This is a genomic window from Bacillus sp. JZ109, assembly GCF_053903135.1.
Genome location: NZ_CP096388.1, coordinates 1,297,425 through 1,324,203, shown reverse-complemented (window position 1 = coordinate 1,324,203; position 26,779 = coordinate 1,297,425). Strand labels below are relative to the sequence as shown.

The window sequence follows — 26,779 nt, the reverse complement described above, 5'->3', positions numbered from 1 at the left end:
TTATTTCGCCACCTTCTTCTTCGAGTAATCCCGTTTCCGAGGCGTTATCAGTGATACATCGACATCCTGATACTCAAATTCCGGCGCTTCATACGGGCTTACATGTTTAGCCATTGTTGTTTTGAGCCATTCATCATCATTACGTTCAGGATAATCCGGTTTGTAATGGGCGCCCCGGCTTTCATTACGGTTGTATGCGCCAAGGGTAATCACCCTAGCAAGCTGAAGCATGTTTGAGAACTGGCGTGTGAACATCGCTCCCTGGTTGCTCCATTTTGTCGTGTCATTGATGTTGATCTTTTTGAAGCGCTCCATTAACTCCTGAATTTTGTCATCCGTTTTCAAAAGCTTGTCATTATGGCGGACAACCGTTACGTTCGCCGTCATCCACTCACCGAGCTCTTTGTGAAGAACATAGGCATTTTCGGTTCCGTCCATACTCATAATGTCAGCCCATTTTTCTTCTTCTTTCTTAACGTGAGCGTCGAATAAAGATGAAGACATGTCTTCCGCTGAAGATTCTAAGCCGTTTACATATTTCACCGCATTCGGACCGGCCACCATGCCTCCGTAAATCGCAGACAGCAAGGAGTTTGCTCCCAAGCGGTTGCCGCCGTGCATAGAATAATCACATTCCCCAGCCGCAAACAGTCCAGGGATGTTTGTCATTTGATCGTAATCCACCCATAAACCGCCCATAGAATAATGGACCGCAGGGAAGATTTTCATTGGAAGCTTACGCGGGTCGTCTCCCATGAATTTCTCATAAATCTCAATGATGCCGCCTAGCTTAATATCAAGCTCTTTCGGATCTTTATGAGACAGATCGAGATAGACCATGTTTTCACCGTTAATGCCGAGCTTCTGGTTCACACACACATCAAATATTTCGCGTGTCGCAATATCACGCGGCACCAGGTTTCCGTATGCCGGATATTTTTCCTCCAGGAAATACCACGGTTTGCCGTCTTTATAAGTCCACACGCGACCGCCTTCACCACGCGCTGATTCACTCATCAGTCTTAGTTTGTCATCGCCCGGTATGGCTGTCGGGTGGATTTGAATGAATTCTCCGTTTGCATAGTACGCTCCCTGCTGATAAACGATTGAAGCAGCAGATCCTGTATTAATCATGGAGTTCGTTGATTTTCCAAAAATGATCCCCGGTCCCCCCGTCGCCATAATGACAGCGTCTGAACGGAAGGATTCAATTTGCATGTTTGTCAGGTTTTGTGCAACAATTCCGCGGCAGGTTCTGTCATCATCTAAAACAGCGCCAAGGAATTCCCAGCCTTCGTATTTTGTGACCAGACCCGCAACTTCGTATCTGCGCACTTGCTCGTCCAGTGCGTAAAGCAGCTGCTGTCCCGTCGTCGCACCAGCATAAGCAGTTCTGTGGTGCTGTGTACCCCCGAATCGGCGGAAATCAAGCAGGCCTTCAGGCGTCCGGTTAAACATGACGCCCATCCGGTCTAATAAGTGGATGATAGAAGGCGCCGCTTCACACATCGCCTTGACTGGCGGCTGGTTGGCAAGAAAGTCTCCCCCGTATACCGTGTCATCAAAATGTTCCCACGGAGAGTCACCTTCCCCTTTTGTATTGACCGCTCCGTTTATGCCGCCTTGCGCACAAACTGAATGAGAACGTTTGACAGGAACGATGGAAAACAATTTAACCGCCATTCCTGATTCCGCTGCTTTAATTGTCGCCATGAGGCCGGCAAGACCCCCGCCGACTACGATAATGCTTGATTGACTCATGATAGCCCCTCTCCCTCTAGTAATCTAGTACTCTTAAACAAATGCAAAAATCGCTTTTAAGCCTACGTATGACAGTGCAACAAAAATAATCAGCGTAACGTATGTCGAAATTCTTTGAGAACGAGGCGTTACCGTGATGCCCCATGTAACAGCGAAAGACCATAAACCGTTCGAGAAGTGGAAAATTGTTGATAAAACACCGACAATGTAAAAACCAAGCATAGCCGGAGAGCTCAAAATATTCGCCATCATGTCGAAATTGACCTCAGCGCCCATTTGTGCGGCAATGCGGGTTTCCCACACGTGCCAGCTGACGAAAATGAGGGTGATGATACCGGTTACACGCTGCAGGACGAATAGCCAGTTTCTCATGTAGCTGTATTGGCCTGCGTTATTTTTCGCAGTAAACGCTATGTACACACCATAAACTGCATGATAAATTAATGGTAAGAAGATAATAAAAATTTCCAAGGCATACCTGAAAGGCAGACTATCCATAAAATGAGCAGCGCTATTAAATGCTTCAGCGCCCCTTGCGGCAAACTGGTTGACGACTAAATGCTGAATAAGAAAGATGCCGACCGGTATGACGCCAAGCAAGGAATGCAATCTTCGAAAATAAAACTCTCTGTTCCCAGACATTACTTTACCCCCTGTTTGATAAGTGCGAAATGTGCTAAATCTCTTCCCCCACTTCTTTCAATTGTAAGCACTTTATTAAGATTTATTGACAATTTCATTTTACTCCTCCCTCAAAAGGGCGTCAAGAAAACGCGTACATAAATTATAATTTTCCGAATTGATTAGTTGATTGAAAAATTTTATTTTATCAATATATATTTCTTGCTTAATTTTTCATAAGAATTACAGGATCATTCTGTAATCCTCCCCCCTGTTTAAGCTATAATATACGCAGGAGAGAGGGGAGACAGATATGAAGTCTAAATTTGAAGCATCTATTGACAACCTAAAAGAAATTGAAATGAACGCCTATGCCTACGAACTAATACGAGAGATCGTTCTCCCAGATATGCTTGGCCAAGATTACTCTTCCATGATGTATTGGGCAGGAAAACATCTCGCCCGTAAGTTTCCTCTTGAATCATGGGAGGAATTTCCGGCCTTCTTTGAAGAAGCGGGCTGGGGAACCCTCACCAACGTAAGCGCTAAAAAACAGGAGCTTGAATTTGAACTTGAAGGGCCGATCATTTCCAACCGGCTTAAACATCAGAAAGAACCTTGCTTTCAGCTGGAGGCTGGTTTTATCGCTGAACAAATTCAATTGATGAATGATCAGATTGCCGAATCATATGAACAAGTGAAAAAGAGAGCCGATAAAGTGGTTCTGACTGTGAAATGGGATATGAAAGACCCAGTGTAATCAAAAAGGCGGTGACTGCATAGTCCCGCCTTTTTGATTGTCATTACACAGCTGAAGGGTGTTTTGAAAGCTCAAATGCATCGTGAAGCGACTCGACTGCTTTCACCATGTCATTTTCGCTTACGACTGTTGACACTTTGATTTCAGATGTGCTGACCATTTTGATTAAAATGTTTTTTTGCGCCAGTACAGCAAACATTTCAGCCGCTACACCAGGATTTGAGACCATGCCGGATCCAACAATGGATACTTTAGCCAATTTGCTTTCTGTCTCGATTTTCTCAAATTCCAGCGCGTCTTTATACTCTTCAAGCACTGCAACGGTTTGGTCTGCATCTTCTGTTTTGACAGAGAAGGAAATTCCAGTCTTGTCCTCGGCCTGCGTTTGGATAATGATATCCACGTTTATGTTTCTTTTGGCAAGTGTCGTAAAAATAGTAGACAAAGTTGTCAGGCCGCTAGTCAGCCCGTAAATGGTTACTCTTGTGATTTGATCTTCAAATGCAATGCCTCTGACAATTAAATTCTGTTCCATGGATGATTCCTCCTCAATTAATGTTCCCGCTTCGGTTTCTGTACTTGAACGCACTTCTAACGGCACTTGGTAATTTTTCGCGAACTCAACTGCTCTTGGATGAAGAACGCCGGCGCCTAAATTGGCAAGCTCAAGCATTTCATCGTATGAGATGCCCGCAAGTTTTCTCGCTGATTTCACATAGCGCGGATCGGTTGTAAACACGCCTGGCACGTCTGTGTATATGTCACATTTATCAGCTTTTAAAGCGGCAGCCAAAGCAACTGCTGTTGTATCTGAACCGCCCCGGCCCAATGTCGTAATTTCACAATCCTCTGTCATGCCTTGGAATCCTGCTACAATGACAATTTTTCCCTTTTCAAGCTGGTCTGCTAAAACCGATGTGTCGATATCTGTAATTCTGGCGTTTCCGTGAATGGCCTCCGTACGGATTCCCGCCTGCCAGCCAGTATAAGACACAGCGTCATAGCCTTTTTCCTGCAATGCTATTGAAAGGAGTGAAATCGTGACCTGCTCGCCTGTCGCCAGCAGCATATCCATTTCGCGTTTGCTCGGCTGGTCAGAAATAGCTTTTGCAAGGCTGACCAATTCGTCAGTGGATTTTCCCATTGCTGAAACGACGACAACGACTTGATGGCCTTTCTGTTTTTCTGCAATTGCGCGGTTTGCCGCATTTTGAATTTTTTCGACTGAGCCGACGGAAGTGCCTCCGAATTTTTGTACAATAAGACCCATGTATTACCACCCTTTACATTTTGGTTCGTGCGGGTGAGGAGAAAGAGCGCTTTGTCCACAATAAAAAAAGCAATGAGAGGAATACTCTCATTGCTTATCAATTAATCATCATAAATGATTATGAACAACGAGATAGCCCTCCAAGAAAATGATTTCTTGACAGCCTTACATTTATTCAATGCACGGCCAGCAAATAATACCGATGGGGTTTTATTTGCTTCGGCGACGCTCCCCTTTCAGCCTTTTTCACAGAATCCATCTTTCTCCAAAGGCATACTCTTGAAGTTCGCACCTCTATCTTCACCATATAACACGATCTAACTATGAAATTAGTTCACATTTTATCAGATCTTATTTAAAAGGACAACATTATTTTTGCAATTTGTCGTAAAGGAGCTGAGCCGCCGCTGTGGGAACACCGGCTTTTTTGATGTCCTCAAGGCTTGCTTCCTTCATTTTTTTAACGGAACCGAAATGCTTTAACAGCATTTTCTTTCTTTTCTCTCCGATACCCGGGATGTCGTCTAAAACGGATTGAAACGCGCTTTTTCCGCGGATTTGCCTGTGAAAACTGATTGCAAAACGGTGCACCTCGTCCTGAATGCGCTGCAGGAGGTAAAATTCCTGGCTGTTTCGTTCCAGATACACCACCTCCAGCGGATCACCGATCAGTAAATTTGAGGTTCTGTGTTTTTCATCTTTCGCTAAACCGGCGATCGGGATATCCAAGCCGAGTTCATTTTCAATGACATCCCTTGCTGCGTTGATCTGCCCTTTTCCTCCGTCAATGATGATCAGATCGGGCAGCGGCAGATTCTCACGAAGCACTCTCGTATAGCGTCTTCTGACAACCTCTCTCATAGAACCGTAATCATCCGGCCCTGTAACGGTTTTGATTTTATATTTGCGGTATTCCTTTTTGTATGGTTTGCCGTCGATAAACACAATCATCGCGGAAACTGGGTTTGTCCCCTGTATGTTTGAGTTATCAAACGCTTCAATTCTGTGCGGCGTATAAATATTTAATGCCTCACCTAGTTTCTGCACAGCCCCGATTGAACGCTCCTCGTCGCGTTCGATTAAAGAGAATTTTTCTTTCAATGCGATTTTCGCATTTTTATGGGCAAGCATGAGCAGTTCTTTTTTCGGGCCTTTCTTCGGCTGGTGAACGTTTGTTTCCAGCAGCTGCTCGATCATGGATTGATCTACGCTGTCCGGAACTAAAATCTCCTTCGGAAGGAAGTGGTTGTTTTTTGAATAAAACTGCCCGATGAACGTGAGGAACTCTTCATCTGCTTCCTGATAAAGCGGGAACATGCTGACATCGCGTTCAATGAGCTTCCCTTGGCGGATGAAAAAGACCTGCACGCACATCCAGCCCTTATCGTACGCGTACGCGAATACATCACGGTCGACTAGATCGTTCATCGTCATTTTTTGTTTTTCCATCGTTGATTCAATATGGGCAATTTGGTCACGAAGCTCTTTTGCTCGTTCAAACTCAAGATTCTCAGCAGCTTCATGCATTTTCTCTTCAAGCTCTTTTTTGACCTCATTATAGCCGCCCCTTAAGAAACGTGTAATGCTTTCAACCAGCTCTCTGTTCGTCTCTTCGGAAATATCCTTTACGCACGGAGCGAGGCATTGGCCCAGATGATAGTAAAGGCACACTCTGTCCGGGAGCTTGGAGCATTTTCTGAGAGGATACAGACGGTCGAGCAGTTTTTTTGTTTCCCTTGCTGCCTGTACATTCGGATACGGCCCGAAATAGCGCCCTTTGTCTTTTTTGACATTGCGGGTGACAATCAGCCTTGGGTGGCGTTCATGGGTGAGTTTTATGAAAGGATAGGTTTTGTCGTCTTTGAGCATGACGTTGTATTTCGGATCATGCTTTTTGATCAGATTCATTTCTAAAATAAGCGCTTCAAGATTGGAGGACGTCACGATATATTCAAAATCCTCGATTTCCGTCACAAGCCTTTGGGTTTTCGCGTCGTGAGAACCGGTGAAGTAGGAGCGCACTCTGTTTTTCAGCACTTTTGCTTTCCCTACGTAGATCACAGTCTGCTGCCGGTCCTTCATGAGATAACAACCCGGTTGATCAGGAAGGAGGGCGAGTTTTTCTTTCAGTTGTTTGTTCATATGTTACCCTTCCTTATGTTTAATCCTTTATTTCCAGTTTAACACGAACGTTTGTTTTTCTCTATGGTTCACAATTGGCGAATAAAAAAAGCGATCCCTCAATCGGAATCGCTCTGGCATGTAAGCAGCGGAAAATTAAAGATGTTTGTTTACAAGCTCTTGAAGCGCTTCTTTTGGTTTGAAGCCGACTGAAGTTTCAACTACTTCGCCGTCTTTTAACACAAGAAGAGTCGGGATGCTCATAACGCCGTATTTTCCGGCAGTTTCTTGGTTTTCGTCTACATCGATTTTTACGATTTTCAGTTTGTCTCCCATTTCTTGATCCAATTCTTCAAGAACAGGTGCAATCATTTTACAAGGTCCGCACCAAGGAGCCCAGAAGTCTGCCAGTACGACGCCTTCGCTTGTTTCAGCTGAGAAAGATTGATCAGTTGCTTTTACGATAGCCATTATTGAATTCCTCCAATGTGAAATGATGATTTTTAGTATAGCATCTCCCATTCGTTCACGCTATTTTAATGCTTACAAATTATTTTTTCCTGATCACAGCCGGTTTACTCATTTTTATATGGTTGAATGGGATATGCTCTTTTTTAAAACACAAATCTGATAATGGCCCCGATCACTACAATTGCCCCAATAATCATTAAAATGGTACGAAGCATAAGATCACATCTCCTCTTCACTGTCATGTACTTTACCATGCCCTGCCGGAGCTGTTTTAAAACCTGAAAAAGAGCGCCGGCATGAAGCTCCGGCGCTCTTGCGCGATTAAGAATCAGCACGCAGCGTAAGTAAGACGACTGACATTGGCGGGAGTTTTACTTTCAGTTTGTTTTTGCTGAGCGTGTATTGTCTGAAGGATTCCGGTTTGACATGATGAGGATCGTCAAACGTGTTATGCGCATTCATTTTTTCTGCCGTAAGAATGACTCCGGAATGGTCCGCTGCCTTGTGTAGACCCCTCAGCTCGATTTCCGCCTCCGCTTTGTTTTGGTGATCGATGTTGCAAATTGTGATATTGATATCGCCTTCAGCTTGTTTCGACGCTGAAATGCTGATTTGCGGAAGCGTTTCACCGTTCCATTCATAGTCGGCAGACATTGTCTCTGTGGCTAAAAGAGAAGCGTCCTGATGCACCTTAAACATATTGAATACATGGTACGTCGGTGTCAAAAGCATCCGCTCTCCCTCAGTCAAAATCATCGCTTGCAGAACGTTTACTGTTTGGGCGATGTTGGCCATTTGCACTCGGCGGCAATGTTGATGGAAAATGTGGAAATGAGAAGCCGCCACCAGTGCATCACGAATGGTGTTTTGCTGATATAAGAAACCGGGATTCGTGCCTGGCTCGGGATCAAACCACGTGCCCCATTCATCAATAATCAGCCCGACCCGCTGCTCCGGATCGTACCGGTCCATAATCGTGCCGTGTTTTTGAATCAATTCATCGATGTATTTGGCTTTTTTCATCGTAATAAACCATTCATCTTCCGTGAATTCTGTGGCTGATCCTTTGCCCTTCCAGAAATCCCCCGGAATCGTGTAATAATGAAGACTCAACCCGTCCATCAGGCCAGCGGCTTTTTTCATAAGCACGTCCGTCCAATTAAAATCATCCACATTTGCGCCGCCTGCAATTTTATAAATGTCATTCCCGCTGTAATTGCGGACATAAGTCTGAAAACGCCGGTACAGATCTGCGTAGTATTCGGGATGCATGTTGCCGCCGCAGCCCCAGTTTTCATTGCCCACGCCGAAATATTTCAGCTTCCAAGGTTCTTCTCTTCCATTTTGCTTTCTCCAGTCTGACATCGGCGTGCCTTCTTCAAATGTCATATACTCAATCCACTCCGCCATTTCCTGAACGGTTCCGCTTCCGACATTGCCGCAAATATATGGCTCGCATTCAAGCAGCTCGCAAAGCATCATAAATTCATGCGTTCCGAATTCATTTGATTCAATTGTACCGCCCCAGTGAGTGTTCAGCATTGTCTTACGGTCACCGACACCGTTTGCCCAATGGTATTCGTCCGCAAAACACCCGCCCGGCCACCTGAGGACAGGAATGTGCAGCTGTTTGAGCGCCTCCAGCACGTCCTTTCGTATCCCGTTGATATTGGGGATGTCTGAGTCCGTTCCGACCCAGATCCCCTCATAAATCCCTCTTCCTAAATGCTCGGCAAAATGACCGTATATATTTTTGTTAATGGTTCCTTTTACGATATCTGTTTGAATCACTGCTTGATGTTCAGACATGCCTCTGATCATTCCTTTCATACGGATATGAAAAGCACCACAGTCAAATATGTGATCTGTCTTTTGCCTGAGGAGTCAGCATGAATGTAAGCGCTTTTAAAGTAACCATATTATATATGTTCGTACATGTCAACGTCATTTTCTATTGTTTTTATATTTGTACGTATGTATTTATAAATATGAAAAAATCCCGAACTTTTAAAGTCCGGGATTTCCTTTATGAGTGTATATTCAATTGTTTGAATTCCTCAGTTAATAACGGGACAACTTCAAATAAATCACCGACGATGCCGTAATCCGCTATTTTAAAGATATCGGCTTCGGGGTCTTTATTGATGGCGACGATCACCTTGCTGTTTGACATGCCGGCCAAATGCTGGATGGCGCCGGAAATGCCGCATGCAATGTACAAATCCGGAGTGACGACTTTCCCGGTCTGCCCGATTTGGAGAGCATAATCGCAATAATCAGCGTCACATGCCCCGCGAGAAGCCCCGACTGCGGCCCCTAGCACCTCTGCAAGCTCCTGCAGCGGCTGAAATCCTTCCATGCTTTTGACTCCTCGGCCGCCCGCAACGATAATTTTCGCTTCGGAGAGATCAACACCGTCCGCCGTTTTTTTGACGACCTCTTGGATAACAGTGCGGAGGTCAGTAAGAGAAACATCAATGCTTTCGATGCTCCCCGACCTGCTGGTGTCTTTTTCTGAAGCTTGAATGTTATTGGGGCGAATTGTTGCAAAGATCATCGGATCGGTTGAAATGACACGTTCAAAAGCTTTCCCCGAGTAAATCGGCCGTGTGAACACAACATTTCCTCCGGTAACGCTTACATCTATAGCATCAGAAATTAAGCCTGTTTGCAGCCGGGCAGCAAGCTTCGGTGAAAGATCCTTGCCCATTGCCGTATGCCCGAAGATGACTGAATCAGGATTTTCTTGCTCGATAACACCTCTCATGACCTGGCTGTACCCGTCTGCCGTGTATGTTTTCAGCTTCGGGTCCTCAGCGGTAAGAACTTTATCTGCTCCGTAATGAATAAGCTCTTGTGCAATGCTTTGTACATTTTCACCGATGAGAACACCGATGACTTCCCCATCTCCTGAAATGGTTCTTCCTGCAGCTATTGCTTCAAAGGTGACATTCCGCAATTCTTCATCGCGTATTTCTCCAAGCACGATCACTTTTTTTCCCATTCTAACATCCCCCTGTTTCTTTGAATGTCCAAGCTTTAAATGACTTTAGCTTCGCTGCGGAGCAATGAAACAAGCTCTTTTGCCTGTTCAGCAGGCTCACCTTGGAGAAGCTTCCCGGCTTCTTTTTTCGGCGGCAGAAAACGTTCAATGGTTTTCAGCTTTGGTTCAGCATCCTCTTCGTCCAGGTCAAGATCATCAAGTTCAAGCTCTTCAAGCGGCTTTTTCTTAGCCTTCATAATTCCCGGAAGCGATGGATAGCGCGGCTCGTTTAAGCCCTGCTGAGCTGTGACAAGCAATGGGAGCGTCGTTTTGATTTTTTCAACATCCCCTTCGACGTCCCTTTCTGCTTCTGCATCAGTGCCGTTGATTTCGAGTTTGGTGATCGTAGTGATACACGGAATGTCCAGTAGCTCGGCAAGCCGAGGCGCCACTTGTCCTGATCCTCCGTCAATGGCAACATTTCCGCCGAGAATCAAATCAAACTCCTGATCCTTCATATAGTGGTATAAAACTTGAGAAATGGAATATTGGTCGGGTTCTTCAAGATCATCTTCTATGTTGATTAAAACAGCTTGGTCACAACCCATGGCAAGCGCCGTACGCAATTCTTTCTCCGCTTCTTCACCGCCGACCGTGACGGCGGTGATCGTGCCGCCATGCTTTTCCTTCAGCTGGATGGCTTCTTCTATCGCGTACTCATCATATGGATTAATGATCCATTCCGCTCCGTCATCCTGAATCTTTCCTGTTTCAATGACGATTTTTTCTTCTGTGTCAAACGTCCGTTTCATCAGTACAAATAGATTCATGATCATATCCCCTTTTATTCGCCTTTGAACTGAGGCTTTCTTTTTTCGAGAAATGCCTGGATGCCTTCCTTGGCGTCCTCTGACTCAAATGCTTCCCCAAATCGCTTTGCTTCAAGCTTTAAGCTGCCTTCATAGGAATACACCTTGTTGGAATAGAAAAGTTCAAGCAAAGATGCCAGCGTTTGCGGGCTTTTCTCTGCAAACTTAGCGGCAAGTGCTTTTGCTTTTTCAATCACTTCTGCCTCATCTTTCGCTCCAATTGAGACAAGTCCGAGATCAAGCGCTTCTTTTCCGGATATCGGTTCTCCTGATCCGATGAGCTCTAATGCTTTGGCTGTACCGACATATCTCGGAAGGCGCTGTGTCCCCGCAAAACCTGGAATGATACCGAGATTAAGCTCCGGGAGCCCCAGCTTAGCATCTACTGTTGCAATTCTGATATGACAGGCCATCGCAAGCTCCAGCCCGCCTCCGAGAGCAGCGCCGTGAATCGCTGCGATAATCGGTTTTGGAAAGCTTTCGATTCTCTCCATTAACTGCTGGCCGCGCTCAGCGAGCAATGAGGAATCCTCATTGCCTTTAAGCGATGTAAATTCTTTAATATCAGCGCCGGCTGAGAAAAATCTTCCCTCGCCGTGAATGATAATGCTTCGTACGCCTGCATCTGTCTCACATTGATCAAGACAGGAAGACAGCTCTTCTAATATCCGGCTGGAAAGCGCATTTGCCGGCGGATTGTGAATCGTCAAAACTGCCACAAATTGATCAACTGCCAGTGATATTGCATTCATAGGACAGAACTCCTTTACTTATTATGAATTCCGGACACCAATAATTCTAAAACGCTGTCTGAAAGCGCAGCAAGATCGTACTTTTGGTCATTCATCACCCATGTTGTCACGGTTTCGTCAATCGTTCCAAAAATCATCTGCCGGGCGAGGCGGACGTCGAGGCCTTCTTTTAATTCGCCTGATTGTATGCCTTCCGTCAAAATGCCATCCAAAATATTTAAGTAGCCTTTTAATATTTCGTTGATTTTTTGGCGCAGCTCCAAGTTGGATTGGCGGAGCTCAAGCTGCGTGACAATTGCGAGATTATGGTCACCCGCTAAAAGGGAAAAATGCTTTGAAATCACAAGCGCCAATTTCTCTTTCGCTGTTGCTTTTTCTTTAATGTCCTCTTCCATCCGCTCAATAAATTGACCCATTTTTTCTTTGAATAGAGAAATTAAAATATCTTCTTTGTTTTTAAAATAGAGATAGATGGTGCCGTCCGCTACTCCGGCTTGTTTGGCAATTTTGGATACCTGTGACTGGTGGTAGCCGTTTTCTGCAATGACTTCTACTGCTGCATCAATAATCTGCATATACTTTGGCCGTTTTTGCTTCAATGTTCATCGTTCCTTCCTATAGAAATGAATGACTATTCATTCATAATTTTATGATAAGAAGGATTTTCAGGTTTGTCAAGTTTATTCATGGACGTTCTCTTTTTTTATTTGATATGATGATTTTCGGTTTCTTCTTCAAGTAAACGCCTTCTTAAAATTTTTCCCACCGCCGTTTTCGGCAGCTCTTTTCTGAACTCATAGGCTTTGGGCACCTTATAGGGAGCTAGTCGAGATCTCGCAAAGGCATCCAGTTCTTCTGCATCGGCTTTTGCGCCTTTCTTTAATACGACAAATGCTTTTACTGTTTCTCCCCTGTAGGAATCGGGAACGCCTGCGACAACAATTTCTTGGATGGCTTCATGTTCATAAAGCGCTTCTTCTACCTCACGCGGGTAAATATTGTAACCGCCGGCAATGATGATATCCTTCTTCCTGTCAGCAATATAGAAAAAGCCTTCTTCATCCATATAGCCCATGTCCCCGGTGAACAGCCAGCCATCTCTCAGCACTGCGGCGGTTTCCTCTGGTTTATTCCAGTATCCTTTCATGACTTGCGGACCTTTTACAATGATTTCTCCATGCTCATACGGAGCGGCAAGCTCACCCGTCTCTTCAGAATAGATCGCAGCGTCCGTACTCGGCCAAGGACAGCCGATACTGCCCGGCTTGTTTTTTCCCCAGATAAAGTTGGCGTGCGTCACTGGGGATGCCTCAGACAAACCATAGCCTTCCACAAGCTTTCCGCCAGTCACCTTTTCAAATTTCTGCTTTACCTCCACGGGGAGCGCGGCTGATCCGCTAAGACAGCTTTTAATGGATGACAGATCATAATGCTGCAATTCGGGGTGATGCAAAAGGCCAATGTAAATTGTCGGTGCGCCAGGAAAGAGCGTCGGTTTGTGTTTGTCGATGATTTTAAGTGTTTCGAGCGGATCAAACTTAGGAAGAAGAATCATTTCGAAGCCTAGTTTAATCGAATAGTTCATGACTGCCGTCAGTCCGTAGACATGAAAAAACGGGACGATGCCCAGCACTTTTTCAGCGCCTTCTTTCACGTCATACATCCAAGCGGCGCACATTTCAGTATTTGCCAAAATATTTTGGTGCGTGAGCATGACCCCTTTTGGAGCTCCGGTTGTTCCTCCGGTATACTGGAGGACAGCGATATCATGCTCAGGATCGATCTTCGGGATTGTCAGGAGTTCAGTTTTTTCCTGCTTCATACTGGAAGCGAACGTGTGAATGTTAGCTGTTTTGTCAAAGTCGATATGCACTTTTTGTTTTTGCGTCAGCGGGTAAAGAATATTCTTCGGAAAAGGCAAATAGTCTTTTACGCTGGTTATCAAAATCTGGTCGACTATTGATAACGTTTTCATTTTTATTGCCTTCGGGAAAAGCAAATCTAAGGTGATGATTACACTTACCTGAGCATCTCTAAGCTGGTATTCAAGCTCATGCTCGGTATAAAGCGGATTCGTCTGCACCACGATGCCACCGGCAAACAAGACGCCATAATAAGAAATCACTGTTTGCGGGCAATTGGGCAGCATAACAGCCACTCTGTCTCCTTTTTGCAGGCCATTGACCTGCAAAAAAGCTGCAAGTTTAAGAGCATCCGTCAGAATGTCATGAAAGGTGAGTTTTTTTCCATAAAACGATATTGCGGTTTTATCAGGGAATCGTGCGGCGGAGTCTGTCAGGATGGATTGCAGGGTTTTATTCGGCAACGGAAGCTCATGCGGGATATCGTTGGGATACTCGGCAAGCCACGGCTTTTGAGACTGCATAAAACCTCCCCTTTCGATTTTAGAGATCCACCTTATCATTATAGCAGATGGACGGCAAAAAAAAGAAAAAGAAAGGTAAATCTTTCTTTTTCTCATAATATGAACAGATATATAAGACCAATTAACAAAAAGATTCCCGCCGCGGCGAGCAGTATTTTCGCAAGCTTTTCCATCTATTCTCCGTCCCCTTATATTCCGGCTGCCACCACAAATGAAAGCCCGACAGAAATGACAAATGAAATAAAGCCGACAGCCCGGTTATCATTTTCGATTTCCTGATCAATTTTAAACCGCGGAGTCAAAAACTCAAAAATAAAGTAGCTGATCAGAAGCATAACAAACCCGTAAACGCCCCAGCCGATCATTTGCAGCAGCGAATTATGCTGGGAGATGGAATGCTGAAATACGTTTGCGATTCCCAAAATTTTTCCGCCGGTCGCCATTGCCACCGCAAGATTTCCTTTTTGAATCTCTTCCCAGTTTTTATAAGCCGTCACCAGCTCAAACACAGTCAAAAAGAGGACGAGGCAGAGAACCGCGACACTGTAATATGCCGCGATTTCCACAAGCTCGTTTTCCCAAAAATCACTCATGGCCATACTCCCTTTTATTTTAGTTCAACAACCGTAACGCCTGATCCTCCCTCACCTGCTTCACCGAAACGGGAACTTTTGACGCTGCGGTGGTTTTTCAGAAGATCCTGTACGCCTTTTCTTAAAGCGCCGGTTCCTTTTCCGTGGATGATTGACACTCTTGGATATCCGGCTAACACCGCATCATCCAAGTATTTTTCAACCCGGCTGAGGGCATTTTCATAGCGTTCGCCGCGGAGATCAAGTTCAAGCGATACGTGATAGTCCTTTCCCTTGACCGCTGTAATGATTTTTTCTTTTTTTTGCTCCGGAGCTGATTTGATAAACTCCAGATCTTTTTCTTTTACTTTCATCTTTAAAATACCGATTTGAACATTCCATTCATTGCCGCCTGTTTTTTCGAGCAATGTTCCTTTTTGCCCGAAAGTGAGGACTTTCACCTCGTCGCCAGGCTTAAAGTCGCGTTTTTGCGCTTTCGGTTTTTCCGGTTTCTTGGACTTTTCAAAAGCCGGCATAGCGCCTTCTAACCGTTTCTTCGCGTTAATCAGCTCGTGATCCTTGAAGGATTTGTGTTCTTCTTTTATGGTGCGCAATTCATGAATTATGTCCTCGGCTTCTTTCATTGCCGCTTTTACTTTTTCAGCAGCCTGCTGTTCTGCCTCTTCAAGCATTTTGTCTTTTTTGCTGTTAAGCTCGATGATTTGCTGCTGCAGCTCTTTATGCAGTTTTTCCGCTTCTTTTCTGATTGATTCTGTCTCAGAAAGCTCTTCTTCCGCACGTTTTTTGCTTTGTTCCAGCGACGCAATCATCGTATCGACTTCGTTATGCTCGGCCGTCATTTCTGACTTCGCCTGCCCGATGATATGGTCCGGAAGCCCGAGGCGTTTTGAAATTTCGAAAGCATTGCTTCGACCCGGCACACCAATTAAAAGTTTATAGGTCGGTGACAGCGTTTCGATGTCAAATTCAACGCTGGCATTCATGACGCCTTCTCTGTTATAGCCGTACGCCTTCAATTCCGGATAATGCGTCGTAGCTAACACTCGTGCATTGGTGCGATGCACGTCATCCAAGATGCTCATGGCGAGGGCCGCCCCCTCCTGCGGATCTGTCCCTGCACCAAGTTCATCGAAAAGCACAAGGCTGTTTTCATTGACCTGTTCTAAAATGCCGACAATATTCACCATATGGGATGAGAACGTACTTAAACTTTGCTCAATCGACTGTTCATCACCGATATCAGCGAATACGTGCTCAAATACTGCCGCTTCTGACCCTTCATCTGCCGGGATATGAAGACCTGACTGCGCCATTAAGGTTAGCAGGCCTAACGTTTTAAGGGTGACTGTTTTCCCCCCGGTGTTTGGCCCTGTGATGACAATGGTTGAAAAATCGCGGCCAAGCTCGATGTCATTGGCAACAACCTGATCAGGCGGAAGCAATGGATGGCGGGCTTTTTTCAAACGGATAAAGCCGGTGTCGTTCATAATCGGTTTTGTCGCTTTAACCGCTTTTGCATATCTAGCTTTTGCAAAAATAAAGTCAAGCGTCTGCAGCACTTGCAAATCTAGAAATAGCTCCTCTGTATACTCTGCCGTTTTCTCTGTCAGCACACGCAAAATCCGTTCAATTTCTTGCTTTTCTTTCACTTTCGCCTGCTGAAGGGAATTGTTCATATCTACAATCGCCTGCGGTTCAATGAATAGTGTCGCACCAGAGGATGAGGTGTCGTGCACAATTCCTCCATAGCTGGATCTGTACTCCTGTTTGACCGGGATCACAAAGCGGTCATTCCGAATCGTAACAATCGTATCAGACAGCATTTTCGAAGCGGAAGAGGAACGCAGCATCGACTCTAACCGGTCTCTGACTCTTGATTCGAGTGTTCTGAGCTGTGTGCGGATTCCTCTTAATGTTTCCGATGCATGATCAAGCACTTCTCCGTGATCATCAATGCAGGAATTAATGTCCCGCTCTAAATCGGACAGCGTGATAAGCTGTTCAGCATGCTGATGGATCAGCGGAATGTCGACACCGTCTTCAGCCATTTGGGTGATAAAATGTTTCATTTGTTTAACTGCATAAAGCAGGCCTGAGATTTCAGTGAATTCAGAAGGACTGAGAACGCTGCCGATTTCCGCCCGTCTTAACGCTCCTCTGATATCTACAAGGCCGCCAAATGGCGCTTGGCCTCTCAGCCGGATAATGTCAGAAGCTTCGTCTACTTCATCCAGCTGTTTTTTGATTTCGTCTATAGAAGCAGAAGGCTTAAGCTCGAGAAGCATTTCTTTTCCGAGCGATGAAGCGGCATGCCCAATAACCTGTTCTTTCACTTTATGAAATTCAAGAGCTGATAATACTTTTTGCTGCACGATTGTGTGAGCCTCCTTACTTAATCGTTGCGCTTCAGAAATGCCTCTACGTCTTTAAGCGACCGGGCATTCAGAACGTTTTTCGTTTCCGTCCATCCTTTGCGCGCGGCAGTAACGCCAGTTTTCATATCGTCTAACATCTCAATATTATGGGCATCAGTATTAATCACCAATGTAACCCCTTGTTCGTTTGCTTTCATTAAATGCTCTGTGCGTAGATCAAGGCGCGCAGGGTTGGCGTTGAGTTCAAGCGCCGTATTTGTTTTCCTCGCAAGCTCAATCAGCTGATCAATATCGATTTCGTAACCGGCCCGTCTGCCGATAAGGCGCCCGGTCGGGTGTGCGATAATGTCAACATGCTTGTTTGTCAGTGCCGTCTCAAGCCGTTTCATAATCACGTGTTCCGGCTGATTAAAACTGGAATGAATCGATGCAATAACGATATCCATTTCCGCAAGCACATCGTCATCATAATCGAGCGTACCGTCAGGCAGGATATCCATCTCAACGCCTTTCAAAATACGGAAGTTTTCAAACTCTGCATTCAGCGCATCAATTTCTTTTGCCTGCTGCTTAAGTCTTTCTGCAGTAAGGCCGTTGGCGACCTTTAAATATTGTGAGTGATCGGTGATCGCCATGTATTGATAGCCTTTTTTGATGCAGGCTTCAGCCATCTCTCTGATCGAAAATGCACCATCGCTCCACGTTGAGTGCATGTGGAGATCACCTTTGATTTGCCCGAGCTCTATCAGTTCAATGCTGTCGCTGTAGGTTTCCACTTCCTGTCCGCTTTCACGAATTTCCGGCGGAATCAGCGGCAGGCCGAAGTGCGCATAAAATTCACGTTCACTCGGAAATGTTTTGATCTCTCCGGTTTCAACTGTCTCAACGCCGTATTCACTGATCCGCTCGCCGCGTTCTTTGGCGATTTGGCGCATCTTAATATTGTGATCCTTTGATCCCGTAAAATGATGGAGTGTTGTCGGAAACTGCTCTTCCGTCACAAGACGGAAATCGACGCTTGTTTCATATTCAAAGGAAAGGATGACGGACACCTTCGTATCTCCGCTTGCGATCACGCTTTTGATGTTTGGCAGCTCAAGAAGCTGCTCTCTTACTTCAGCCGGATGATCTGTAGCAATGATATAATCCAGATCCTTCACCGTTTCCCGCGCTCTGCGGAGACTTCCGGCACGAGAAAATTTGATGATATGCGTAAATTGAGAAAGATGCTCCTCAATTTCCCGCGCGATCCGGAGGGCGTAGCCGATCGGGAACCGTTCAGGCTGTTTTCCGGCTTCCCCGAGCGCCTGTAATATTTTTTCTTCCGATTTTTTGCCAAAGCCCGCAAGACCTTGCACCTTTTGCTGTTCACAGGCTTCCTTTAGAGATTCTGCATCGTGTACGCCGAGCTCTTTATACAGCTTTGCGATTTTTTTGCCGCCGAGCCCCGGCAGCTTCAATAAAGGCACGAGTCCTTCCGGCACTTCTTTCTGAAGCGATTCGAGCGTGCTTGACTTTCCTTCATCTATATACTCTTTAATGACGCTGTACGTTCCTTTTCCAATGCCGGACAGCGACATCATATCGTCCATTTCTGATAAGCTTCGGTCGTCCTGTTCCAGGGCTGCCGCCGCTTTTCGGAAGGCGGATACTTTAAACGGGTTGTCCCCTTTTAGTTCCATATAGACTGCAATGGTTTCAAGCAGCCGGATAATATCTTTTTTATGCATATCATAACCCCCAGACGTTCACATATGTTTCCATCATACTTGAAAAAAACTTCTCCGGACAAGAGAAGTTTTTTTATGCCCCGTACTGTGTCCACAGCTCTTGTAGGAGCCCTGACAAGTATGGTGTATGGTTAATGATCACATTTGCGAGGGACGATTGCCCCATCATTTGCTGCAGTGCATCTACCGGCAGAACGGATGCGACATACAGCAGCACAAATGTAAATAAATAGACTTCTAGAAAACCGAGAACGGCGCCCAGCAATTGGTTGATTTGTTTGATCACCGGAATGCCGGCGACAATACTCAAGAACGAGCCGATGATTCTCAGTAAGATTTTAGCAATGATAAATAAAACGATAAACGCAATCGCATTATAGTACGCTGCTTCCAAATTCCCCGTAAAAAAAGAAAGAGCCGGCTGTCCCGCTGAAAAATCGGGTGCGGGAATCCAATGTAAATGCGGTGCCACGTTTTTATAGAATAAAGCCGCAAAGGCAATTGATAAAATAAAGCTCGTCAAGCGGATAAACTGCAGGATAAAACCGCGTTTTAACCCCAGTAAAGTCCCCATCAGGAGCAAGATTAAGATGATGATATCTAGCATAGTTGTTCAATCCTTTTCTTTAAGCTGACGCTCCAGTTTTTCACATTTCTCTTGTAATTTGACATAATCGTGCACCACATTTACCGCTGTCAGCACTGCAAGTTTATTTATATCAAGGTATGGATTTTTTTCATTGATTTCTCTCATTTTATCATCAACAATTCCGGCGACATACCTCATATGGGCTCTGCTTTCTTCACCGACAATCGTGAAGTGCTGGCCGTAAATGTCAACGGTTGTTTTTGTTTTTTTGCCGTCAGACAACGTTTCTCCTCCATTCCGCGAGAATCCTAGTTCTTATCATAACACGTTTATTAAATGAATGGAAAGACGAGCCTCCCGCTGTTATGATACACTGGTATATACAGCGAAAAGTGTAAAAAAAGGAGATTATTACGTGTCCCATTCAGTGATAAAAGTATCGTTGTCTGCTATTGACCAAATGAAAATGACATACAGCGGTTCGCTTACAGCCTCTGTTCCGCAGGGAGCCGTTTTTCAGGCGAAACCGCCCGGCTGTACCATTACAGCATATAAATCAGGCAAGGTCTTGTTTCAAGGCAAAAACGCAGCGGCAGAATCCGCGCGCTGGGGAACAGCAGAGCCGGAAAAGAAGAAAATGGCCAAAAAGCCGGCTGATCCCCGCTATGCCCCTCCGGCAGATATCGCCGGAATGTCTGTTATCGGTTCTGACGAAGTCGGAACCGGAGATTACTTTGGCCCAATGACGGTTGTATGCGCGTACGTCGACAAAACCATGCTTCCTTTAATGAAGGAACTCGGTGTTAAGGATTCTAAAGATTTAAAAGATCCGCAAATCATCGAGATTGCCCGAAACCTGATCAAAACTATTCCATATAGCCTGCTGGTTTTAAAAAATGAAAAGTATAACAGCATGCAGGAAAAAGGCATGAGCCAAGGGAAAATGAAAGCTTTGCTGCACAATCAGGCGATCACCCATTTATTAAGAAAATTGGATGGAGTAAAGCCTGAAGCCATTTTGATTGACCAATTCGCTGAGCCAGGCGTCTACTTCAATCATTTAAAGGGCAGAGACATTGTGAAGGAGCGGACCTATTTTAGCACAAAAGCTGAAGGTATTCACCTGGCTGTCGCCGCTGCTTCAATCATTGCAAGATATTCGTTTTTAATGGAAATGGATAAACTATCACGCGAGGCAGGAATGACGCTTCCAAAAGGGGCCGGTCCTCACGTCGATGAAGCGGCCGCCAAGCTGATCCTCAAAAAAGGGGCATCTGCACTCAGAACCTTTACAAAACTCCATTTCGCCAATACGCAAAAAGCGCAGCGCCTTGCTGATAAAAAACGTTCATAGAAAAAAGCTTGCAGATTTCTCTGCAAGCTTTTTTATCAGCCTCTTAAAACAGCTTGATATGTGTCTTCTAACGCTTTCAGCACTTTGCTGTGCGCCTTTGTCACTTCTTCTTCAGTCAGTGTTTGTTCAGGGTTGACATACTGGAGTGAGAAAGCGACTGACTTCTTGCCTTCCTCCATATGTTCGCCTTCGTATACGTCAAAGACGGTTACCTCTTTCAGAAGCTTTCCGCCAGCCTCTTTAATGACGCTCTCGAGCTGTCCGCTTGTGACGGTTTTATCTGTTACAAGGGCGATATCACGTGTCACAGACGGATATTTCGGAATCGCCGTGTAAACAAGCGGGGCTGTTTCTGCCGCGAGCAACGCATGAAGATCGAGCTCAAATACGTATGTTTCTTTTATATCCAGTTCTTTTTCCAATGAAGGATGGACTTGGCCGATGAAGCCGATCAGAGAACCATTCAATAAAATGTTCGCTGTTCTGCCCGGATGCAGCTGTTTGCGTTCAGACTGTACAAATTCAATGCTGTCTAGGACGTTGAGTTTGTCTAACAGCCCTTCTACAATTCCTTTGACAACAAAGAAATCAACTGGTTTCTTTTCTCCCTGCCATAGCTGTTTGCGCCATAATCCGGTAACAGCTCCTGCTACGCGCTCTGTTTCAACAGGTTTTGTGTCCTCTTCCTTCGTCAGGAAAACGGAGCCAACTTCGTACAGTGCAACTGAGTCAGTCTGCCTCGCAAGGTTGTAAGAAACAGAATCAAGCAGATTCGGAACAAGACTGTGTCTGAGAATGCTTCTTTCTTCACTCATTGGAAGCGCAAGCACAGTATTCAGTGATTTTTCAATCGCAAACGCTGCCGCTTTCTTCTCGTTTGTCAGTGAGTAAGTGATGGCTTGTGATAAGCCTGCGCCTTCAAGGAAGCGTCTGACTTTACGGCGTTTTGCCTGGTATGGCGTTAATCCGCCTGTAGTTCCCGCTGTCTCAGGAAGCGTAGACGGAATGTTATCGTAGCCGTACAGTCTTGCCGCTTCTTCGATTAAATCCTCTTCTATTGTAATGTCGCCGCGGCGTGATGGGACAGTCACAACGAGAAGTTCACCCGCTTCACCGACCGTAAAACCGAGACGTTTATAAATGCTAATCAGTTCTTCTTTACTGATCGTCAGGCCTAGAACGCTGCTCACTTTATCAGCAGATACGTGAATGTTATTTGCTTCGATTGTCAGGTGATCTTCCTCAACTGTTCCAGCAAGCACCTCACCGCCGGCATACAGATGGATCAGCTGCGCAGCCCGTTCTGCTGCAAGACGTACGCGCGCCGGATCAATTCCTTTTTCAAATCTTACGCTTGATTCACTTCTCAAACCAAGGTCTTTGGAAGCCTTGCGAACCGTCTGCCCGTTGAAATACGCAGCCTCAAGCAAAATCGTTTTCGTATCTTCCTGAACCTCTGACTCTGCTCCTCCCATGACACCCGCAACGGCCTGCGCTTTCGTTCCGTTTGTAATGACAAGGTGATCGGCGGACAGCTTACGTTCTTGATCATCAAGAGTTACGATCATTTCATTCTCAGCTGCTTTTCTTACTACCACTTCCTTAGAGCCAAATCTGTCATAATCAAACGCATGAAGCGGCTGTCCGTATTCCAACAGGACAAAATTTGTGATGTCAACGACGTTGTTGTGCGGACGAATGCCTGCATTCATCAGCTTTGTCTGCATCCAAAGCGGTGACGGAGCAATCGTGACATTTTTAATGATTTTTGCAGTGTACAGCGGGTTCGCTTCTTGATCTTCAATTTTGACTGAAATGTAATCAGACGCTTGTTCTGAAGCAGCCGGGTAATCCGTTTGCGGAAGCTTTACCTCAGTATCTAAAATCGCGGCAACCTCGTAAGCAACACCAAGCATGTTCATGGCATCCGCGCGGTTTGGCGTTAAACCCAGCTCAAGAATCGCATCGTCAAGCTGTAAAGCCGCTAAGGCATCGCTTCCTGTTTCAGCGTCATTCGGGAATACGAAAATGCCTTCTGCATACTCCTTCGCCACAAGTTTGCTTTCAATACCAAGCTCCTGTAAGGAACAGATCATGCCGTTTGATTCTTCACCGCGAAGCTTAGCTTTTTTGATTTTGAAATTGCCCGGCAGCACCGCTCCGACTGTTGCAACCGCGACTTTTTGTCCTTTATCCACATTCGGCGCGCCGCAAATGATTTGTACAGGGGCTTCAGCTCCAATATCCACAAGGCACTTATTCAGTTTATCAGCATTCGGATGCTGCTCGCGCTCCAGCACATGGCCGATGACAACGCCTTTGATGCCTTCTCCTTTGTATTCAATTCCTTCAACCTCAATACCGGCTCTTGTAATTTTTTCAGCAAGAACAGCCGGGTCCATGCCTTTTAAATCAACATAATCCTCTAACCATTTATAAGAAACAAACATCCTTGCATCCTCCTCTTACGCCTGTTTAAACTGCGAAATAAATCTGACATCGTTTGTATAGAAGTGGCGGATATCATCAATGCCGTATTTCAGCATCGCGATGCGCTCAACACCCATTCCGAATGCGAAGCCCTGATATTCCTTCGGATCAAAGCCAGCCATTTTAAGCACGTTCGGGTGAACCATGCCGGCGCCGAGGATTTCAATCCAGCCTGTTCCTTTACAGACTGAGCAGCCGTTCCCACCGCATTTAAAGCATGTCACATCCACTTCTACTGAAGGCTCAGTAAACGGAAAGAAGCTTGGACGGAGTCTGATTTCGCGGTCTTGCCCGAACATTTTTTTCGCAACGAGTTCAAGCGTTCCTTTTAAATCACTCATGCTGATGTTTTTGTCAACGACAAGCCCTTCAATTTGCATAAATTGGTGAGAGTGCGTCGCATCATCGTTATCACGGCGATATACTTTACCCGGGCAAATGATTTTAACGGGACCTTTGCCTTCATGCTTTTCCATCGTACGTGTTTGGACAGGAGAAGTTTGCGTTCTCATCAAAGTTTCCTCTGTGATGTAAAAGCTGTCCTGCATATCGCGCGCTGGGTGTTCTTTCGGAAGATTGAGCGATTCGAAGTTGTAGTAATCCGTTTCAACCTCTGGCCCTTCCTCGACTGTGTAGCCCATACCGATAAATAAATCTTCAATTTCTTCAATGACAACAGTGAGCGGATGGCGGCCGCCGACTGCAACAGGGTTCCCCGGCAGCGTGACGTCAATTGTCTGTCCTGCAAGCTTCTGCTTCATTTCCTCTTCTTCAAGCTTCTCGTTTTTGTCAGCAATCGCATTGGCAATACGCTCCCTTACTTCGTTCGCGAGCGCCCCCATTTTTGGACGTTCCTCAGCAGAAAGCTTGCCCATTCCGCGCAGCACTTCTGTAATCGGCCCTTTTTTTCCGAGATATTGCACCCGAATATCATTGACAACCTTCAATGAGCTTGCCGCTTCTACTTGTTCTAAAGCTTCTTGTTCCAGCTGTTTTAGCTTTTCTTCCATTTTGCATCCTCCTTTTATGTAAACAAACCGTCATATGTCTTTGGAAAATAAAAAAAACCCGTCCCTTGTACAAGGGACGAGTTGTGGCCGCGGTACCACCCTTATTTCAGACAGACTGATGCTGTCGTCAGCTTCATTGACATAACGGAATCAGATTCCGGTTCACCTTTACGCGCAGTGTACGCGGTCCCGGCGACAACTCAAGAGGTGAAGCCAATTTCCGGCTGCGTTAAAAATGCTCTCAGTCAGCGGCATTTTCTCCCTGGAAAGCAGTTGATCAGAAATTGAGGTCCTCTGTCACGGTTTTTGAAATATTATGTTCTATTATAGAGAAATCCAACGCTTGGCGCAACACTATCCTCGCAAGTGATACACGAGGATGGCAGCCGCAACCGCAACGTTTAGTGATTCAGCCTGTCCGTAAAGCGGCACGTACAGGTTCAAATCCGTTTTTTCCAGCAATGCAGCATCCACCCCTGCACCTTCATTTCCTACAATGAGCGCAAAGGATTCAGACTGAGGGATCTCCTGGTAAGGCGCTCCGTTTTGCAACGCCGTGCCGTATACTTTTACGCCCTCTGCCTTCAATTCGTCCACATATGAAGGCAGGTTTCTTCTCACAACAGGAATATGGAAGTGAGATCCTTGAGCAGATCGCAGTGTTTTTCCGTTAAAGGCGTCCGCCGTGCCGTCACCGAGTACAACCGCATCCAAACCGGCCGCATCAGCCGTTCGAATCATTGTGCCAAGGTTTCCCGGATCTTGCACAGCGTCAATCAGCAGCACCTTGCGTGCTGTTGCCAGCTTTTCTTCAGGCATATGGCACACAGCGGCAATCTGCTGCGGCGTTTCGGTTTCAGTCACAGCTGAAAACGCATCTTCACTCAGCATATAGCACTGGATACCAGTCTCAAGATCTGAAGGAATCTTCGTTTCATCCTTTACAAGGATTTCTTTCACAATGCCCGGGCTTTTCAACGCCTCTTCAACGAGGTGTTCTCCCTCTATCAGAAATGTATTTGTTTTTGTTCGTTCTTTTTTTGTGTGAAGCTTTTTCCAATCCTTCACTTTTTGATTTTTTGCCGATTCTATTTGTTTCACTGTCTATGTGGCGCTCCTTTTTTTAACATGATGTTATTATATCGCAAGAACAGCACATAATAAACCAGGTGCAGGGTTAGAATATACGTATTACATTTTAGAAAAAGGAGCGTTTTACATGGATCTTAATTTACGTCATGCCGTCATCTCCAATGTCACCGGCAATAATCAGGAGCAGCTTGAGCATACAATCGTAGATGCGATTCAAAGCGGTGAAGAAAAAATGCTTCCAGGGCTCGGCGTTTTATTCGAAGTCATTTGGCAGCACGCATCCGAAAGTGAGAAAAACGAAATGCTGAAAACGCTTGAAGGCGGATTAAAACCCGCCGAATAAGACATGAAACCGGGTGACAGCGCCCGGTTTTTTTCTTATATAATAAAAACATGATGAGGGGGAACGCCATGTTTTTACAGCCGTTATTAGCGAAAAAAATTATTGCTGAAGTTAAAAAAATGTACGAACGTGAAGTCATTATTGTAAACACGGACGGTCTTATTATGGCAGGCACAAACGATGAGCGTGTCGGACAATTTCATGAGGGAGCGCTTATCTGCGCAAAAGAAAGACGCAGCGTGATTATTACAAAAGAAGATGAAACAAGATTAAAAGGAGTGAAAGCAGGCATAAACCTCCCTGTATTTTTTGACCATGATGTGATCGCCGTCTTCGGGCTGACAGGTGAACCTGCAGAGATTCAGCCATTCGGAGAACTGCTTCGAAAAATGACAGAGCTGTTCATTAAGGAATCACGGCATTTAGAGCAATCCCAGTGGCGTGAGAGAATGCTGGAGTCCTTTATGATCGATTGGCTGCAACTAAAGGAGTGGTCTCCCAGTTTTCTTGAGAAAGCTCAACTTCTTGGTGTTGACCTTTCCTCCCGGCGCCAAATGATTCTTATTCAGGGGTATGAGTGGTCACGTCATGATATTGAAAAAATGGCACGCATCTGGAAATCATCGTACCCTGCGGATTTGTTCATCAGGTGGGGAAATGAACGGATTTTGATTAATCATGAAGTGCCGCAGCATGAACAAAGGGATCGGCTTTTACGGAAAATCCTTCACATTTGTTCGTTTGCCAATACCGCAAGCAGCCAATATACAGCAGCTGGCGCCGGAAGAGCTGTCGCAAGCTCCAGCCTGACAGAGTCATACGAGCAAGCGGAAAAAGCGCTGGCTGTCAGCCTTAAGCGAAAAACGCCCATATTTGAAGAGGATCTGAAGCTTGATATGTGTCTGACGGAGATCAGCCCGGGAACCCGAAACGAATTTCCGCAAAGAGTATTAGGAGATGCGCTAGAGCATCAGGAACTTATGAATACGTTACGGACTTTCTTTCATCACGATTTGTCTTTGAAACAAACCGCTGAAGACATGCATATACACATCAATACATTGCGTTATCGTCTGTCTAAGGCTGAACAGCTGACGGGTTTACGTTTTGACCGTACCGAGGACGTCGTCACGATGTACGTCGCCCTCTATTTTTTAGATCAAGATACAAAATAGAGAGAGTTTCAGTTTCATTTTTTGTATGTTTCTC

General features: G+C 45.5%; 24 protein-coding genes and 1 riboswitch. Of the genes, 5 read left to right on the top strand and 19 right to left on the bottom strand.

The annotated features are described in order from the left end of the window. Together sdhA and sdhC are read right to left on the bottom strand one after the other, a co-directional pair. Positions 1-1,761 (bottom strand): succinate dehydrogenase flavoprotein subunit, encoded by a 1,761-nt coding sequence (sdhA, locus tag M1D94_RS06725; protein WP_003229567.1) that lies wholly within the window; start codon positions 1,759-1,761, stop codon positions 1-3. 33 nt (positions 1,762-1,794) lie between these two features. Further along, complete coding sequence (gene sdhC, locus M1D94_RS06720; RefSeq protein WP_003222512.1) at positions 1,795-2,403, bottom strand: succinate dehydrogenase cytochrome B558; 609 nt, start codon at positions 2,401-2,403, stop codon at positions 1,795-1,797. A 292-nt stretch (positions 2,404-2,695) separates the two neighbouring features. Here sdhC and M1D94_RS06715 point away from each other — a divergent pair, with 292 nt between their 5' ends. Next, the gene (locus M1D94_RS06715) at positions 2,696-3,142 is read left to right on the top strand and encodes a YslB family protein (protein ID WP_003222508.1); all 447 of its coding nucleotides are present in this window, start codon (positions 2,696-2,698) and stop codon (positions 3,140-3,142) included. A 43-nt stretch (positions 3,143-3,185) separates the two neighbouring features. On the opposite strand, the gene M1D94_RS06710 is transcribed toward M1D94_RS06715, so the two are convergent. From M1D94_RS06710 to zapA, 14 genes are all read right to left on the bottom strand, one after another. After that, positions 3,186-4,412, bottom strand: a complete 1,227-nt coding sequence (locus tag M1D94_RS06710; RefSeq protein WP_282627291.1) for an aspartate kinase — start codon at positions 4,410-4,412, stop codon at positions 3,186-3,188. 125 nt (positions 4,413-4,537) lie between these two features. Continuing rightward, positions 4,538-4,717: riboswitch (Lysine riboswitch) on the bottom strand. Positions 4,718-4,781: 64 nt separating this feature from the next. Then, positions 4,782-6,554 carry an excinuclease ABC subunit UvrC gene (gene uvrC / locus M1D94_RS06705; protein WP_017696677.1) on the bottom strand — a complete coding sequence of 591 codons (1,773 nt, stop codon included), beginning with the start codon at positions 6,552-6,554 and terminating at the stop codon, positions 4,782-4,784. A 135-nt stretch (positions 6,555-6,689) separates the two neighbouring features. Then, positions 6,690-7,004: a thioredoxin gene (trxA, locus tag M1D94_RS06700; RefSeq protein ID WP_003222500.1), complete on the bottom strand. Its 315-nt coding sequence runs from the start codon at positions 7,002-7,004 to the stop codon at positions 6,690-6,692. Between the two features lie 321 nt (positions 7,005-7,325). Next, a complete protein-coding gene (gene abfB / locus M1D94_RS06695; RefSeq protein ID WP_015483534.1) occupies positions 7,326-8,813 on the bottom strand; it encodes an alpha-L-arabinofuranosidase AbfB in 1,488 nt (495 codons plus the stop codon). 217 nt (positions 8,814-9,030) lie between these two features. Continuing rightward, on the bottom strand, positions 9,031-10,008 hold the full coding sequence (etfA, locus tag M1D94_RS06690; protein WP_282627292.1) for an electron transfer flavoprotein subunit alpha: 978 nt from the start codon (positions 10,006-10,008) through the stop codon (positions 9,031-9,033). Positions 10,009-10,043: 35 nt separating this feature from the next. Continuing rightward, entirely contained in the window at positions 10,044-10,817 is a 774-nt protein-coding gene (gene etfB / locus M1D94_RS06685) for an electron transfer flavoprotein subunit beta (RefSeq protein WP_014480500.1), read from the bottom strand. Between the two features lie 14 nt (positions 10,818-10,831). Further along, the gene (locus tag M1D94_RS06680; RefSeq protein WP_282627293.1) at positions 10,832-11,608 is read right to left on the bottom strand and encodes an enoyl-CoA hydratase; all 777 of its coding nucleotides are present in this window, start codon (positions 11,606-11,608) and stop codon (positions 10,832-10,834) included. Positions 11,609-11,622: 14 nt separating this feature from the next. Beyond that, positions 11,623-12,207 carry a fatty acid metabolism transcriptional regulator FadR gene (gene fadR, locus M1D94_RS06675; protein ID WP_014477593.1) on the bottom strand — a complete coding sequence of 195 codons (585 nt, stop codon included), beginning with the start codon at positions 12,205-12,207 and terminating at the stop codon, positions 11,623-11,625. 104 nt (positions 12,208-12,311) lie between these two features. Continuing rightward, positions 12,312-13,994 carry a long-chain-fatty-acid--CoA ligase LcfA gene (gene lcfA, locus M1D94_RS06670; protein WP_277708878.1) on the bottom strand — a complete coding sequence of 561 codons (1,683 nt, stop codon included), beginning with the start codon at positions 13,992-13,994 and terminating at the stop codon, positions 12,312-12,314. Positions 13,995-14,182: 188 nt separating this feature from the next. Next, entirely contained in the window at positions 14,183-14,587 is a 405-nt protein-coding gene (locus M1D94_RS06665) for a DUF350 domain-containing protein (protein WP_003237674.1), read from the bottom strand. Between the two features lie 14 nt (positions 14,588-14,601). Beyond that, a complete protein-coding gene (locus M1D94_RS06660; RefSeq protein ID WP_014480503.1) occupies positions 14,602-16,959 on the bottom strand; it encodes an endonuclease MutS2 in 2,358 nt (785 codons plus the stop codon). A gap of 20 nt (positions 16,960-16,979) precedes the next feature. Further along, positions 16,980-18,692, bottom strand: a complete 1,713-nt coding sequence (gene polX, locus M1D94_RS06655; RefSeq protein WP_003229538.1) for a DNA polymerase/3'-5' exonuclease PolX — start codon at positions 18,690-18,692, stop codon at positions 16,980-16,982. Positions 18,693-18,765: 73 nt separating this feature from the next. Then, the gene (locus M1D94_RS06650) at positions 18,766-19,299 is read right to left on the bottom strand and encodes a CvpA family protein (RefSeq protein WP_014480505.1); all 534 of its coding nucleotides are present in this window, start codon (positions 19,297-19,299) and stop codon (positions 18,766-18,768) included. A gap of 6 nt (positions 19,300-19,305) precedes the next feature. Next, positions 19,306-19,563 carry a cell division protein ZapA gene (zapA, locus tag M1D94_RS06645; protein ID WP_003229534.1) on the bottom strand — a complete coding sequence of 86 codons (258 nt, stop codon included), beginning with the start codon at positions 19,561-19,563 and terminating at the stop codon, positions 19,306-19,308. A gap of 133 nt (positions 19,564-19,696) precedes the next feature. Between zapA and rnhC the strand changes: the two genes are divergently transcribed. Further along, on the top strand, positions 19,697-20,635 hold the full coding sequence (gene rnhC, locus M1D94_RS06640) for a ribonuclease HIII (RefSeq protein WP_014480506.1): 939 nt from the start codon (positions 19,697-19,699) through the stop codon (positions 20,633-20,635). Between the two features lie 35 nt (positions 20,636-20,670). On the opposite strand, the gene pheT is transcribed toward rnhC, so the two are convergent. After that, positions 20,671-23,085: a phenylalanine--tRNA ligase subunit beta gene (pheT, locus tag M1D94_RS06635; RefSeq protein WP_046381255.1), complete on the bottom strand. Its 2,415-nt coding sequence runs from the start codon at positions 23,083-23,085 to the stop codon at positions 20,671-20,673. A 15-nt stretch (positions 23,086-23,100) separates the two neighbouring features. Continuing rightward, entirely contained in the window at positions 23,101-24,135 is a 1,035-nt protein-coding gene (gene pheS, locus M1D94_RS06630; protein WP_004398818.1) for a phenylalanine--tRNA ligase subunit alpha, read from the bottom strand. 81 nt (positions 24,136-24,216) lie between these two features. On the opposite strand from pheS, the gene M1D94_RS06625 reads away from it, so the two are divergent. Further along, a complete protein-coding gene (locus M1D94_RS06625; RefSeq protein ID WP_004398812.1) occupies positions 24,217-24,423 on the top strand; it encodes a hypothetical protein in 207 nt (68 codons plus the stop codon). 66 nt (positions 24,424-24,489) lie between these two features. On the opposite strand, the gene M1D94_RS06620 is transcribed toward M1D94_RS06625, so the two are convergent. Further along, positions 24,490-25,236, bottom strand: a complete 747-nt coding sequence (locus M1D94_RS06620; RefSeq protein WP_015714484.1) for a TrmH family RNA methyltransferase — start codon at positions 25,234-25,236, stop codon at positions 24,490-24,492. A gap of 118 nt (positions 25,237-25,354) precedes the next feature. Here M1D94_RS06620 and sspI point away from each other — a divergent pair, with 118 nt between their 5' ends. Next, positions 25,355-25,570: a small acid-soluble spore protein SspI gene (sspI, locus tag M1D94_RS06615; RefSeq protein WP_021480275.1), complete on the top strand. Its 216-nt coding sequence runs from the start codon at positions 25,355-25,357 to the stop codon at positions 25,568-25,570. A 68-nt stretch (positions 25,571-25,638) separates the two neighbouring features. After that, entirely contained in the window at positions 25,639-26,745 is a 1,107-nt protein-coding gene (locus M1D94_RS06610) for a CdaR family transcriptional regulator (protein ID WP_085187341.1), read from the top strand. The last annotated feature ends 34 nt before the right edge of the window (positions 26,746-26,779 follow it).